This window comes from Paenibacillus roseus (assembly GCF_016424485.1).
GTDB lineage: Bacteria > Bacillota > Bacilli > Paenibacillales > Paenibacillaceae > Paenibacillus_D > Paenibacillus_D roseus.
In genome coordinates, this window is sequence record NZ_JAELUP010000089.1 from 154240 (window position 1) to 169106 (window position 14867).

The window sequence follows — 14867 nt, forward strand, 5'->3', positions numbered from 1 at the left end:
TTCTTAATTGAGAGAATGGGGAGTTTCACGTTGAAAAACAAAATAATTCTCATGAGTCTTAGCTTGCTGCTGACGATGTCTGCTTTGACAGGATGTTTTGCAGGCAATGCCAAAAATACAACCAACACGTCGAGCACCGCGACAAACACAAGCACGGCCACCAATACGAGTACGAATACACCTGCTAAATCTGCTGGTGGATTTGCAGAAGCGCCAATGCTTCAAGAGCTGGTTAAAGCAGGAACAATCCCTGCAGTTGAAGAGCGGATGCCGGTCAAGGAAGACATCATGATCGAGCCGACTTTTGAGAGCATCGGTAAATACGGCGGTGACTGGCGTTACCCATGGAACGGTCCGGACGACAAGTGGGGAATCGAAATGATTACCGAGGAGCCGTTGTTCCGCTTCAAGCAAGATGGTACAGGCGTTGAGCCTAACGTTGCTAAAGGCTACGATGTCAACGCAGATGCTACAGAATATATCATCCACCTTCGCAAAGGGATGAAATGGTCTGACGGTGTGCCGTTCACTGCTGATGATGTAATTTTCTACTGGGAGCACATGCTGATCCCCGAAACTTTCGGTAAAGCTCTGTATGATTGCTACTATTCCGTTAACCCTGAGACAGGCGAGAAAGAAAGAGCAGAAATTACGAAAGTGGACGACTATGCAGTTAAAGTTGTGTTCAAGCATCCGAGCGTACAATTCCTGGAGCGTCTGGCGATCGACAACAAATGGTTCTTCGCTCCGGCTCACTACTACAAGACGATTCTTCCTGAGTTTATCGGCGAAGATAAAGCGCTTGAGGTAGCCAAGGAGTACGGCTTCAACGATACGAAAACGCTCGGTATCTGGACAGGATACTACTTCTGGCTGTACCCGCAACGTCCGTCGCTTCGTCCTTGGGTAGCTAAAAATGATGCGAACAGCGATCGTTTCATTATGGAGCGTAATGCATACTTCTTCAAAACAGATTCCGAAGGTCAACAGCTCCCATACATTGACCGCATCGTACTCGATAAAATGCAGGATCCAAGCCACAAACTGCTCGGTACGCTGGCAGGTAATGTAGAAGTAGCGCAGTTTAGCTTCAAAGATTTCACTGTATTGAAGGAAAACGAGAAAAAAGGTAACTACCGTGTTCTGAGTTGGACAAGCCCAAGCTGGTCCAGCACAGGCTTCCAATTGAACCAGACAACTGAAGATCCTAAGCTTCGCGCATTGTTCCAGGATATTCGTTTCCGTGAAGCACTTTCTGTTGCCGTAGATCGCAAAGAAATCTCTGAGATTATTACGAACGGATTGGGTGAACCGTCTCAGGCAGCGGTACCGAAAGGACTCCCGGGCTATCAGGAAGGCTGGAACAAGCAATGGGTCGAGTATGACAAAGCTCGTGCAGAGAAATTGTTCGACGAGATCGGTCTGAAATGGGATGCACAGCATAAATACAGAACGTTCGAAGATGGCTCAGACTTGTCCATTCTGATCTATCAAGAAAAAAGCGCCGATGATGAGAAATACATCGAGTTGTTGCGCAAATATTTCCATGAAGCAGGTATCCGCACCGAGCTGAAAATTGTTGATCAGGGAACTTTCTTCGATCTGAAATATGCGAACAAAATTCCTGCTACTGTGAAGACTGTTACGCTTGTAAATGTTGCTTTGCGACCGGATGAGTTGGTACCACTGCGTGTTATTACGCCATGGTTCGGTCATTACGGATTGTACTCCTCTTCCGGCGGTAAAGAAGGCGTTAAGCCTGAAGGCGATATCGCTGAAATTCTGACTTACTGGGAGAAGATTAAAGCATCGACATCCAAGGACGAAATCGCGAAGTACAGCGAGGAAATCGTCAAGTTGCACCAGAAGAACCAGTGGGTTATCGGCTTCACGGCTGCAACTCCAACATTGACAGTTGTGAAGAACAATATTAAAAACGTAGCGCCTGACCTTGTGAACAGTGATGAATTCAGAGGTCTGGGAGTTGCTCATCCGGCGCAATTCTATTTTGAATAAGTAGCTGCAGTTGCTGCTGCTTGCGAAAGAAACAATGGGGGAGCAGTCCTCCCCCATTGTTTTAATGTTATGGAGAGAGGGAAATTATGCTTAGTTACATCGTGCGAAGAATATTGCTGATGATCCCGGTGGTCCTGTTTATTTCAATGATTGTTTTCTTTATTATCCAGCTTCCTCCCGGTGATTTTATCAGTACCTACGCTGCCAAAATGACGACCGGCGGCGAAATTATGGACGAGGCAGCCATGCAGCTTATGCGTGAAGCCTATGGTCTGGACCAGCCTTGGTATTTCCAGTATATGAAATGGATGTGGGGGATTGTAACCGAAGGCGATTTCGGCTACTCGCTTGCTTTTAACCGTCCGGTGGGCGATATTATCGGGCAATATATGGCGTTGACCTTGATCGTGTCTCTGGTTTCCATGCTGTTTACCTATGTTTTTTCCATCCCGACGGGAATCTATAGTGCGGTCAAACAGTATTCCTTCGGTGACTATCTGATTACGGCAATCGGCTTTTTGGGTATGGCAACACCGAACTTTTTGATGGCGATTATACTCATGTATCTTTCCTACGTGTATGTAGGCGACCCGATGCTGGGGATGTTCTCACCCGAATTTGTCGATCAGGCGTGGTCTTACGCCAGATTCATCGATTTTCTCAAGCATATGATCATTCCTGTTATTGTCATCGGTACGGCGAGTACCTGTGACCTTATCCGGGTTATGCGGGGGCAAATGCTCGAAGAGATGGAGAAGCCGTACATGTTAACGGCCAGAGCGAAGGGGCTTTCCGAAGCAAAAATTATTATGAAATATCCGGTACGCGCTGCGATGAACCCGATTGTCAGTACGCTGGGCTGGTCGCTAACGTCCATTTTTACTGGGTCTACGATTACTGCAATCGTACTCAACTTGCCGACGCAAGGACCGGTTATGTACAATGCGCTGCTCAGTCAGGATATGTATTTGGCTGGCACATGGCTCTTGTTCATGGCTGTGTGTATCGTACTTGGAACACTGATTTCAGATATTTTGCTCGTATGGCTGGATCCTCGAATTCGTATGCAAAGAAAAGGAATGTGATCGATGAAAACGATGTTTGGCGATTTTAACCGGTGGACTCAATTGTTCAGGCCAAAAAAGCAGCAGGAGACTTATTACGCTGCCTCGCACTGGCGCTTGATGATCCGCAAACTGATGAAGCACAAGCTGGCCAAAGCCAGTCTCATTGTAATTGGCCTCATGTATTTCATTGCTTTATTCGGCAATTTTATTGCTCCGCAGGGGCTGGACAAGTATGACAGTGTATATCTCAACAGCAAGCCGACGCTTATTCGCTTTGTTGATACAGATGGCAAGTTCCATTTCAGACCTTTCGTATACGGCATGAAGTCGGATCGCGACCCCGTGACGCTCCGTAAATTATTTGTGGTGGATACGACAGTCAAGTATCCGGTTAAGTTCTTTGTAAAAGGTGAGGAGTATAAGCTGCTTGGCTTGATCCCTTCCACTACCCATCTGTTCGGAGTTGAAGAGCCGGGACGGCTGTTCCTGTTCGGTACGGACGGCATGGGTCGGGACCTGTTCTCCCGGATTGTGCTCGGCAGCCAGGTTTCGCTTACGATTCCGCTTGTGGGTGTAGGAATCAGCTTTATCCTTGGTCTGGTCATCGGCGGCATCTCCGGCTATTTTGGCGGAATGATTGACAGTGTAATTCAGCGTCTTATTGAAATTATTCGTTCGTTCCCTACACTTCCGTTATGGATGGCGCTCTCTGCGGCGATTCCGCCACGGGTGCCCATCGTACAGATGTTTCTTTACATCACGATTATTATGGCATTCATTGAATGGACGGGGCTGGCCCGGGTTGTGCGAAGCAAATTCATCTCTCTAAGGAATGAGGACTATGTCATGGCAGCCAAAATTTCGGGTGTCAAAGACTCAAAAATCATTCTTGTCCATCTTATTCCAGGCTTCCTCAGCTATCTGGTGGTGACGATGACACTGGCGATTCCTTCAATGATCATCGGCGAGACAGCTATGAGCTTCCTTGGTTTGGGCATTCGCTCTCCGGCTGCGAGCTGGGGCGTGCTGTTGCAGGAAGCACAGCAAATTGAGAACGTAGCCTTGTATCCGTGGAAACTGATTCCACTCGGTTTTGTAGTTGTGACTGTGCTCGCGTTCAACTTTTTGGGCGATGGCCTGCGGGATGCGGCGGACCCTTATAAATAAATCAGGTTTGGTGAGGTGCGGGTATTATGGTAGAAGCTGCAGCGACAGCAGAACAGCAAGCTCATCCCTTGCTTCGCGTTGAGGATTTAAATATTCACTTGCCTTCGGACGGCGGCTTGCTAAAAGCAGTTAGCGGGGTAAGTTTTCAAATATCAAAAGGCAAGACATTAGGTATTGTTGGGGAATCCGGCTGCGGGAAAAGCATTACGGGCAAGACATTGCTGGGAATTCAGCCCAAGCACGCGGTGACCTCTGGCTCCATTCATCTTGACAATGTCGATATCGCGAAATTGAAGCGGAACGGCAAGGAGATTCGGGCGATCCGGGGCAGTAAAATCGCGATGATCTTCCAGGAGCCAATGACAGCTTTTTCTCCTCTTTATACAATCGGGAACCAGATTATGGAGTCTATTCTGCTGCACCGTACGAAGAACAAGCAGGAAGCAAAGCTGATGGCGATCGATATTTTGCGCCGTGTCGGCATCTCCAATCCGGAGAAGCGGTTTACTCAATATCCGCATGAATTTTCCGGGGGCATGATGCAGCGCGCGATGATTGCCATGGCGCTGTCTTGTGAACCGGAAGTGCTGATTGCTGACGAGCCGACAACTGCTCTGGATGTGACCATCCAGGCTCAGGTGCTGGAACTGATGAAGCAATTGCAGCAGGAGTTCGGCATGGCGATTATATTCATTACGCATGACCTCGGAATCGTCGCGGAAATGTGTGATGAAGTTGCAGTTATGTACTTGGGAAAAGTCGTGGAGCAGGCGCCGGTTCGGGAAATCTTCCATAATCCGAAGCATCCGTACACAAGAGGGCTGTTGCGTTCCATCCCAATGATCGGAAGCCGGAAGGAGCGGCTGGATTCTATTGAAGGTACGGTGCCGATTCCGATCAACCGTCCGCCAATGTGCGGCTTTTATGAGCGCTGCAAGGTTCGGATTGCCGGCGTGTGCGACAAGCAGGAAGTGCCGGAGGTACAGCTAACAGAGGACCATAGTGTCAGATGCTTCCTTCATGGCGGCCAGGATGAAGGGGGAGAGCAATCATGAAAGATACTATTGTAGAAGTACAGAATCTGGTCAAGGAATACCCGACGCAAAATGGCGGCGGTCTATTCCGCAAGAGCTCGGCGCCGGTCAAGGCGCTGTCGGATGTTTCCTTTGTGCTGCGCAGAGGGGAGACACTAAGCCTGGTCGGGGAATCCGGCTGCGGCAAAACAACGCTGGGCAGATGTTTGGCCAGGGGGATTGAGTCGACCTCCGGCCATGTTTATTTCAATACGCCTGATGGACGAAAGATCGATTTTCTGAAGGCAAAGCAACAAGATTTCAAGGAAGTTCGCCAGAGCATTCAGATGATCTTCCAGGACCCGTATGCCTCTCTCAATCCGCGGATGACCGTCTATGATATTATTAGCGAGCCGCTGCGGGCACTGTCCGGCTTGTCCAAGACGGAAATTGATGATCGCGTTGTAGCGATGGCGCGGCAGACGGGGCTGAATGACAGCTTCCTGAAACGGTATCCGCATGCTTTCTCCGGCGGCCAGCGCCAGCGGATCGGAATTGCGAGAGCGCTTGTCACCAGGCCAAAGGTTGTCGTTTGCGACGAAGCCGTATCGGCGCTGGATGTATCGATTCAGGCGCAAATTATTAACTTGCTCAAAGATTTGCAGCAGGAATACCAGATTACGTATTTGTTCATCTCCCATGATCTGTCGGTCGTCAAACATATTTCCGACCGGATCGCAGTGATGTACCTGGGACGAATTATTGAATTGGCTGAGACGGAGGAACTGTTCAGGCGGCCTCTGCATCCTTACTCGGAGGCGCTGCTGTCGGCTGTTCCGAATCCTGACCCGGACCGCAAGGTAGAACGGATTGTCCTTCAGGGAGAAGTGCCGAACCCGGCAAACCCGCCGTCCGGCTGCCATTTCCATCCACGTTGCCCGCATCGCACCGAACTGTGCGAGAAAAGCTTGCCACCGCTTCAGGATATGGGTGACGGGCGCTATGTGGCCTGCCACTATGCCGATCAACTGGTACTGCGGGGAGTCGACAGTCTGGTCGCGCAGTAGCTTTGAGAGGCGAAACAGCTTTTAAATGAGATAAAAACGAAGCATCCCAAACCTGAGAAATAGGGTTAAGGATGCTTTTCGCGCAGCTATTATGAATTGCGAAATCCGTCAGCCGCTCTTGCAGTGAGCGGCCGGAATTTGCGCTGAAGCTTTACTTTTGAATCTCGGCAATCAATTTTTTCATGCGAACCGGAATCTCCTGGCGCAGCTCCTCCCAGGAGACGAATGCATCCTCAGGCCAATCAAATGGCACATAATCGAAGGTTGGCTCGAAAATAAAGGTGCGCAGATGCTCCTCAGCAATTTGATCGATATTGTCTCCGGATTTGAATTCGCCTGCGAACAGACCCGGCTCGAGCACGCCGCCGTCACCAGCTTCTGTAGTACAGCAGGAGGTCACATTCGGAAGGAGCAGGAACAGGTCGTCTCGAGGAAACATCGCATGTTTTCCCGGTTGGGAGTACAGTCTCGGCCCGCGCCCTTCGATCAGGTTGCTGCGGTCCGGCAGTACGCCGAGGAAATATCGGCCATGGAAGCTGGCCTCGACAGAGACGATCTCGTCTTCATGACCGACGTAGACCCACACATGCTCCAGATCATACAAATGCTGAATATCGTAATCATAGTAAATGGCATATTCAATGACTGCTTTTACTTTTGCGCTGTCTACTTGAATCGTACGGTCAAAGGAATCTGAACGGCGGGACTCTTCATACACAGATACCCCGACACGGATAGGGAGAAAAGGCTCAATGCGGTCCAAATAAAGCTGCGGAGCTAAACGAAGAACGGTTTCTTGCCATGAAACAGGAATCGATGCGACAGGATGCATTATTCAAAAAACCACCTTTTCATGAAAGTTTGCATTTCCTGTACCATGGTAAGCTTACATGGTGACTTCGTCAAGCTAAAATTCCGCCGTTCCAAAGGAATGAAATTTTGTAGGCAGCTGCAATTCGTGACGGAGGGGATATGTTATAATAGCAATGGATTAACCGCTTACCTGAACAAGAGATGGAATGAATTTGAATGGACATGTTTGTCAGGGCGCCGGCAGGAATTTGCCTCGGCCAAGTCGAATCTCAATGTAACCGATTATGACATTGAAAATGAGGATAATAATGATGAAAACAACCATTTATGACATAGCCAGACTTGCTGGAGTTTCGATTGCTACGGTATCCAAGGTATTTAATGATAAAGGAAGAATCAGTGAAGAAACCAGACAGCGGGTACTGCAAATCAGCGAGGAGCTGAGTTACCAGCCGAATATGCTGGCCTCGGCGTTGACGGGGAAGAAGACGTATACGATCGGGCTTTTGATTCCCGATTTGGTGAACCCGTTCTTCGCGGAGGTTTCGCGCAGCGTGGAGGACCGGGCGCATGAGCTGGGCTTCAATGTAGTAATCTGCAATACAGACAATGATTCAAACAAGGAGAACAAATATATCAGCCTTCTGAGACAAAAGAGCGTTGACGGCATTATTGTCGCTACAGGGGCGCGCAATGAGGAAGCGCTTAGAGAACTGATCGAGCAGCGCATTCCGGTCGCGCTTATTGCGCGGGAGATGTCGTCGTTGCCGGCGAGTTCGGTTGTCGTAGATGATTTTGCGGGCGGCTACAGCGCCGCGTCCTATCTGATAGCGGCCGGTCATGAGAGAATTGCGCTTATTGCAGAAAATCTTGAGGTCAGCAGCAGTAAAGAGCGGCTTCGCGGCTACAGGCAGGCATTGGAGGAAGCAAGACTAAGCTATGACGAAAATTTGGTCCTTGTCAGCGATTTCTCTGTGCAGGGAAGCAAGCAGACGGCGCTTAAGCTTTTGGCAACAGACAGCCGTCCAACGGCAATTTTTGCATGTAATGATATTCTGGCGATTGGAGCCATACAGGCGGCGCGGGAGCTGGGAATCGAGGTCCCGGAGGATCTTTCGGTTGTAGGGTTTGACAATACGATTTTGGCTACGATGTCTGACCCTCCAATGACCACTGTAGCGCAGCCGATTCAGGAGATGGGCCATCAGGTTGTGGACCTGATTATACAAGAGATCAACAATGAGAAAAAAGCACGGCAGCGTGTCGTTCTGCTTCCCGAACTAATTGTTCGGGGGTCTGCATTGCCCCGTGCAGGCAGCTAAGTCGGGTGGGTTCAAACCGGCTTGTCACACTTTTACAAGGAGAAAGGTTCTTCCCATCGCTGTTATTCCCGGATTACTTGTATGATGGCAGCGGGGAAGAACCGCCATTTCGATCATTCGCAACGACTACATCTATGCAAAGTGAGGCGAAAGTAATGAGCATTTATGAAGCGGCATTAAAATGGAAAGACGAAGCTATCAAGCTGCGGCGGCATATTCATCAGCATCCCGAACTTAGCAATCAAGAGTTTGCGACAGCAGAACTTGTGGCGGAGTTTCTAACTTCGCTTGACATAGAGGTAGAACGTATCGGACCAACAGGTGTTGCGGGCTTGCTACGCGGCAGCGGAGAAGGGCCTGTATTTGGCATTCGAGCCGATATGGACGCGCTCCCTATTGAGGAGCAAACCGGATTGCCGTTTGCGAGTGTAAACTCTGGCATCATGCATGCTTGCGGTCATGATATGCATACAGCTATTTTGCTTGGAACAGCTGCAGTTTTAAGTGAGCGTCGTGAGCAAATTAAGGGAACTGTCAAGTTTGTATTCCAGCCGGCAGAAGAGGTAATGAGCGGTGCTTCGAATCTGGTAGAGGGAGGTGTGCTGGATAATCCGAAGGTGGATGCCATGATAGCCCTTCATGTATGGCCGGATGCGCCGGCAGGTACGATTGCGCTCAAAAAAGGGGCGATGTTGGCTGCTGCGGATGCCTTTGAAATCCGCATTGTCGGAAAGGGCGGGCATGCTGCATATCCGCATCGTACGGTTGACCCTGTCATTATTGCTGCACAGGTTATTTCGGCCCTGCAAACGATCGTCTCTCGTAATGTGAGTCCGCTGGACCCAGCCGTTATTTCCATCACACAATTGTCCAGCAGCAGTCAGGCGTTTAATATTATTGCCAATGAAGTGCGGTTAGGCGGTACAGTCCGGACGCATCATCCCGATGTGCGAAGCGCAATTCCGAAGCAAATGGAAAAGCTGGCCACTGCAATTACGGAGAGCTTTGGCGGACAGGCGGAATTTATTTATTCAAAAGGGGTTTCACCAGTTATTAATGATGAGCGGATTATCGATATCATTGAAGAGGCGGCAAGTTCGGTGCTTGGTCGTGAGGGAGTTGTATATTTAAAGGAAGCTTCCATGGGTGGAGAAGATTTTGGCGCTTATCTGGAGCATATTCCCGGCGCAATGTTTAGGTTGGGAACGGTCGCAGAGGATGATCATCGCTCCAGGCTTCCGCTGCATCATGAATCGATTATTTTTGATGAGCGCGCGATGGTATCTGGCATTGCGGTTTTGGCCGAGACTGCTCTCCATTTCTTTCGAAAGGAGCAAGTTATACCATCCCGTCATCTTGGGTAGCGGTTGGGAGTAATTAGAGCGTCTTTCCGACTACTGTTGGAGTTTAAAACCGTGTGATGGGAGGTTATAGAGAAGGGTTCCATAACCTCCTACATGACAACCTGGATTGACTAAGTGTCCAAAGGCAAATAAATGTCGATGACGCTTTCCTTTTCCCCAAGAGAATTCACATTCGTCCAGTATTCAAAATCGAATGCCCGGTTGCTGGCGATGTTCGTCTCCCTAATGAAATCATAGGTGTTGCCGATAGCGGATTCAGATCCGTAATGAGTAAATTTTGCATAATGACCTGAGGGCAGCGTATGTTCTATCATTCCCTCCGGAACAGAACTAAATGTGCTAACTTCAATGGCAACTATGCTTTCAAACGGAACATCAGGTGTCCATTCACAGTCTGAATAGACCTGAACAAGATACATGCCGTGTTGTTCAAGTTGATTTGAAATTTCTTGACGATTATGCGCAAGCTTTCCCCGCAAATCTTCGATGACCTTTTTTTCCAAAGCCTCGTTCAAAGATATGGAAACAGAATATCCCACGAGTTTTGTTTCTGTACGTTCAATTACACGGTTTTGTTCAATTGTCAACCTTATAACCTCCTAATTATTGTTAATAATCGTAAAAAAGGATTGCAGATAATATTATACGTGGCGAATCTCCCTTACTGAAAGTCAACCGTTGATTCCGTTTTCGACCGATGTATAACATGTATTTTTTGTTTGTTAGATGAATAGGGTTTTGCTATGATAGATTAATAGATGTTGATTCGGGGTGAACAGTATGGCAACATTACGGGATATTGCCAAGCTTGCCGGTGTGTCCAATGTAACCGTATCCAGAGTATTGAATCATGATCATACGCTATCCGTATCAGAGGAAACGCGGCAGCGCATTTTAACCGTAGCGGAAGAGTTGAATTATCAGACACCACGGAACCGCAAGGGCAACAAGCATAAGGACATCTCCGGAATCAAAATTGGCACGGTCATGTTTCTGACAGAAGATGAGGAAGAAGTGGATCGTTACTTCCAGTTCATTCGCCAGGGGATAGAGAAGGAATGCATGGCTGCAGGTTTAAAGTCGATTGAAATTTTCAGAAAGTCGATCTTTGAACATCCCGAAATGAACTTTGGCGACGTTGACGGATTGATTTTTATTGATCGATCGTATAATTTTAATGACCAGTTAGTCAAGCAGTTGAAGCATATTGTTTTTGTAGATTCATCTCCCGATGTCGAGAGCTTTGATTCGGTTGTGATTGATTTTGAGCGGGTGGTCCAGCAAGCGCTGAATCATCTGATTAAATTGGGGCATACAAAAATCGGGTATATCGGCGGCTCTCGTGCTTACGGCAAAGACCCCAGACATTATTTTTTTGAACGTATTATGAAGGAAAAAGGCTTGTTTAATCCTGAACATCTGTATATCGGCGGCTGGTGTTCTTCGGAGGGCAACCGTCTTATGAATGAAGCGGTCAGCCGGGGCAATTTGCCGACGGCATTCTTTGCCGGGAGCGATCAGCTTGCCATCGGGGCTGTTCACGCCTTGAAAGAAGCCGGCATCCGGGTTCCGGAGGATGTGGCGATTATAGGCTTTAACAATATTGAAATTTCGCGCTTCATGAGCCCGCCTTTGACAACTTTCCATATTCAAGCGGAATTGATGGGGAGGATGGCTGTAAAGCTCGTACTCGATCAAATCAATGGGAGAGAAGAGCCGATTCAGGTCGTGGTGCCGACCAAATTTGTTGTGCGCAGCAGCTGCGGAGCCGAAATTTCCGAGGGATAAATGCTGTATTAGCTTCGCTTTATAAACGACTGAGATTTCGATGTGAACGACGCTGTGCCAGTCAGAAGCGGCACAGCGTTTGCTTGTAAAATCAGCATTCAGCGGCATTCGACAAAACTAAGCTAGAAACGATCTTCTTAATTGTATAAATCAGTGCTTAATAACTATTTTTAGAAGTTATTCGCCGTGATAAACTTATTTTTGTAAGCGCTTAAAAAAGCTTGTCTTACTAAGGAGGTGTATATAGCAGTATTTTGTCGTCATCGGGATGAGTGCCCTGTAGTCCAAACTTTTGAGGAGGTATTAAGATGATTAGTATAGTCAAGAGCAGGAAATCGCATGTTCTATTGCTGATAGCGGCGCTGATCGTGACATTGTTGCCCGCTCCGAGCGCGAAAGCAGCCTATTCGCTTGTCTGGAGCGACGAATTCAACGGCTCCACTATTAACTCAAACAACTGGACTTTCGAAATTGGTACGGGCAGCAACGGTTGGGGGAACGAAGAACTGCAATATTACACAAGCCGTCCGGAGAACGCCCGGATCGAAAACGGGAACCTCGTTATCGAAGCGAGACAGGAATCTTACGGGGGGAGAAATTATACGTCTGCCCGTCTGAAAACTCAAGGAAAACAAACCTTTAAATATGGACGGATCGAAGCCCGCATCAAGCTTCCGAAGGGGCAAGGCCTGTGGCCGGCTTTCTGGACACTGGGCTCGGACATCACTTCGGTCGGTTGGCCAAGAAGCGGCGAGATTGATATTATGGAGCATATCAATAATGAAAACAATACGTACGGATATATTCACTGGTACGCGAATAACAATGTTTCCTATGGCGGAGCGAGCCATACGTTCGATGTGACTGATTATCATGTCTACGCTATTGAATGGACGCCAAGCTCGATCAAATGGTTCGTGGACGGCATTCAATTCCGGGAAGCCAATATTGCAAACAACATTAATTCAACGAACGCATTCCATAACGATCATTTCCTGTTGCTTAACATGGCAGTAGGAGGCAGATGGCCGGGCTCTCCGAACAGCTCGACTGTTTTCCCTGCCAAAATGTATGTAGATTATGTCAGAGTCTATAAGGACGTCGCGGCTACTTCCGGCGTTGTATCCGGTGGCACATATAAGTTGATCAATACGGGCAGCGGCAAGGCTCTGGATGTGGCATCAGCCGGTACAGCGTCTGGCTCGAATGTGCAAATCTGGTCAGACAACGGAACCGGTGCACAGAGATGGACGGTCTACCGTCAGGGGAACGGGACCTACAAATTGATTAATGTGAACAGCGGTCTTGCGCTTGACATAGCAGGAGCCGGAACGAGCAACGGCTCGAATGTGCAAATCTGGTCAGATAATGGAAGCGGCGCACAGGCTTGGGACATTGTTCAGAATAGCGATGGCACGTTCAAGCTCATTAACCCTAATAGCAGAAAAGCGTTGGATGTGTCCTCAAACGGAACAGCCAACGGAACGAATGTGCAAATCTGGGATGACAATGGGACCAGCGCACAGAAGTGGAGCTTGGTTCGAGTATATTAGAAATGACAAAAGATTGAAGGAGCGGCGGCGATGCTGTCTCCTTCTTTTACATTTGTCAGTAAAATCTTGCATAGTGACAACTTGACTTTTACAGTGCAGAAGTGGGGGACTCATAATCAATGAAACAAATCTATCAGTTCAAGCCCGATGAAATCGATCAAATTATTAGCCGGTTTGGCCAGAATTTCTACGAGAAGGTATTGCAAGCTCTTGAGGTTTATGCAGATAGATGGCGATTGACATCTTTCCAGCTTGTCCCGTCTTATTCAGCGAATCTGGTTTTTACATGCCATGCGGCAAAGTATGGAGATGCGGTGCTTAAAATCGGGGGTGTCTCTTCCGGGGAAACTTTAGCGGAATTCCATGCACTATCCGAATACAAGGGAAGGCGATTTTGCAGCGTTTTTGAAGCGGATATGGAGCACGGCATTCTTCTTGAAGAACGGGTGGTGCCTGGAATTGCTTTAAGACATGAGAACTCTCTTGAACGACGGCTGGAAGTTTTCTGTTCCCTGTATCGAGACCTGCATGTGGCTCCGGCAGACAGTGAACGTTATCCGACTTACGCCGGATGGGTAACGAACATTACAAATTACATGAGCACGCGGACCGATTGTTCAAACTTGTATGCGTATATGAAGAAGGCGCAGAAATTATGTTTGTCTTTGTCTGCAATGTATCCGCAACAGCTGCTGCTCCATGGCGATCTGCATCACGATAATATACTGCTTGGCGCGGATGGGGCCTATACGATCATTGATCCGAAAGGCGTCCTTGGAGATCCGATTTTCGATGTCCCAAGGTTTATTTTAAATGAATTTGAAGAGGGGATAACGTTAAAGCTTGAGGAGAAAATAAACACGATCATTCGTATTTTAGAACAAAGCCTTCGTATTCCGAATGCCGTTCTTAGACAGTGCCTCTATATTGAAACGGCCATGGCGGCGTGCTGGACGGTAGAGAGTGGGGCGACATATGATCGGTACGCACAGCTTGCAGAAGAGGTGGCATTTGCAGAAAGGCTAATGGAGCTATAAAACTCTGTTCAGGACTCCAACAGCGCAAAGGCTTGCTGCTTGCCAGAGGCAAGCAGACGATCACTGAGTTCAGGATCATGAACAGAGCGCGCCAATATTATTGTCCCGACGAGCAGACTAAGCAATGCACTTCCCTTCGAATGATTTATATCTGCCAGTTGGCAGAAGAAATCAATCATGCGTTGCACCTCTTGCGTGAAAGCACTGCGAACCTCTTCCGACATCCGAATCATTTCACCGGAAAGGGAAGGGAGAATGCAGCCGATCTCCATTTGATCACGATGATAAGAACTTAGATAGAAATGAATAACGGAATGAATTTTCGCGTCCTGTCCTTCCTGATCAACTGCTTTCTGTAAAAGTGAAATGGTGTCATTAATGGCATACTGGCAAGTTTCCATGACAAGATGGTCTTTATTATCAAAATGCGAGTAGAACCCCCCGTGAGTCAGGCCAGCGCCTTTCATAATAGCGGGGACGCTAATATCGCGAATTCCGTTCGTACGAAATGCTTTGGCAGCACTTTGGATAATATGTCCACGGACCTTCTCCATGTGACCTTTAGGGTATGGCATCGCAATCACCTCGTTGACGATAATCATTTGTAAAATATTATAATCATCATAATGTAGACAGTCAATTTTATTAGTCTTCGGACTG

The 14867-nt window shown here is 48.1% G+C and carries 13 protein-coding genes; 10 read left to right on the forward strand and 3 right to left on the reverse strand.

Annotated elements, in window-relative coordinates; genetic code table 11:
* Positions 1 to 30: 30 nt before the first annotated feature.
* The 5 genes from JFN88_RS16170 (at position 31) to JFN88_RS16190 (ending at position 6330) form a co-directional block, all read left to right on the forward strand.
* The gene (locus JFN88_RS16170; RefSeq protein WP_199020293.1) at positions 31 to 2016 is read left to right on the forward strand and encodes an ABC transporter substrate-binding protein; all 1986 of its coding nucleotides are present in this window, start codon (positions 31 to 33) and stop codon (positions 2014 to 2016) included.
* A gap of 86 nt (positions 2017 to 2102) precedes the next feature.
* Positions 2103 to 3101, forward strand: coding sequence for an ABC transporter permease (locus tag JFN88_RS16175; protein ID WP_199020294.1), 999 nt, complete (start codon positions 2103 to 2105; stop codon positions 3099 to 3101).
* 3 nt (positions 3102 to 3104) lie between these two features.
* Positions 3105 to 4250, forward strand: a complete 1146-nt coding sequence (locus JFN88_RS16180; RefSeq protein WP_199020295.1) for an ABC transporter permease — start codon at positions 3105 to 3107, stop codon at positions 4248 to 4250.
* A 26-nt stretch (positions 4251 to 4276) separates the two neighbouring features.
* Positions 4277 to 5305 (forward strand): ABC transporter ATP-binding protein, encoded by a 1029-nt coding sequence (locus JFN88_RS16185; RefSeq protein WP_199020296.1) that lies wholly within the window; start codon positions 4277 to 4279, stop codon positions 5303 to 5305.
* A complete protein-coding gene (locus tag JFN88_RS16190) occupies positions 5302 to 6330 on the forward strand; it encodes an ABC transporter ATP-binding protein (RefSeq protein WP_199020297.1) in 1029 nt (342 codons plus the stop codon). Before JFN88_RS16185 ends, JFN88_RS16190 begins: the two co-directional genes overlap by 4 nt.
* A 151-nt stretch (positions 6331 to 6481) precedes the next feature.
* On the opposite strand, the gene JFN88_RS16195 is transcribed toward JFN88_RS16190, so the two are convergent.
* Positions 6482 to 7162 carry a hypothetical protein gene (locus JFN88_RS16195; protein WP_199020298.1) on the reverse strand — a complete coding sequence of 227 codons (681 nt, stop codon included), beginning with the start codon at positions 7160 to 7162 and terminating at the stop codon, positions 6482 to 6484.
* A 289-nt stretch (positions 7163 to 7451) separates the two neighbouring features.
* Between JFN88_RS16195 and JFN88_RS16200 the strand changes: the two genes are divergently transcribed.
* Complete coding sequence (locus tag JFN88_RS16200) at positions 7452 to 8465, forward strand: LacI family DNA-binding transcriptional regulator (protein WP_332908491.1); 1014 nt, start codon at positions 7452 to 7454, stop codon at positions 8463 to 8465.
* 155 nt (positions 8466 to 8620) lie between these two features.
* Positions 8621 to 9829: a M20 metallopeptidase family protein gene (locus JFN88_RS16205; RefSeq protein WP_199020299.1), complete on the forward strand. Its 1209-nt coding sequence runs from the start codon at positions 8621 to 8623 to the stop codon at positions 9827 to 9829.
* 110 nt (positions 9830 to 9939) lie between these two features.
* Here JFN88_RS16205 and JFN88_RS16210 read toward each other — a convergent pair whose 3' ends face one another.
* Positions 9940 to 10416, reverse strand: a complete 477-nt coding sequence (locus JFN88_RS16210; protein WP_199020300.1) for a GyrI-like domain-containing protein — start codon at positions 10414 to 10416, stop codon at positions 9940 to 9942.
* 193 nt (positions 10417 to 10609) lie between these two features.
* On the opposite strand from JFN88_RS16210, the gene JFN88_RS16215 reads away from it, so the two are divergent.
* From JFN88_RS16215 to JFN88_RS16225, 3 genes are all read left to right on the forward strand, one after another.
* On the forward strand, positions 10610 to 11617 hold the full coding sequence (locus JFN88_RS16215) for a LacI family DNA-binding transcriptional regulator (protein ID WP_199020301.1): 1008 nt from the start codon (positions 10610 to 10612) through the stop codon (positions 11615 to 11617).
* A gap of 308 nt (positions 11618 to 11925) precedes the next feature.
* Complete coding sequence (locus JFN88_RS16220; RefSeq protein ID WP_199020302.1) at positions 11926 to 13170, forward strand: RICIN domain-containing protein; 1245 nt, start codon at positions 11926 to 11928, stop codon at positions 13168 to 13170.
* A 119-nt stretch (positions 13171 to 13289) separates the two neighbouring features.
* Complete coding sequence (locus JFN88_RS16225) at positions 13290 to 14207, forward strand: aminoglycoside phosphotransferase family protein (RefSeq protein ID WP_199020303.1); 918 nt, start codon at positions 13290 to 13292, stop codon at positions 14205 to 14207.
* An 8-nt stretch (positions 14208 to 14215) separates the two neighbouring features.
* On the opposite strand, the gene JFN88_RS16230 is transcribed toward JFN88_RS16225, so the two are convergent.
* Positions 14216 to 14782: a TetR/AcrR family transcriptional regulator gene (locus tag JFN88_RS16230; protein WP_199020304.1), complete on the reverse strand. Its 567-nt coding sequence runs from the start codon at positions 14780 to 14782 to the stop codon at positions 14216 to 14218.
* Positions 14783 to 14867 lie beyond the last annotated feature (85 nt).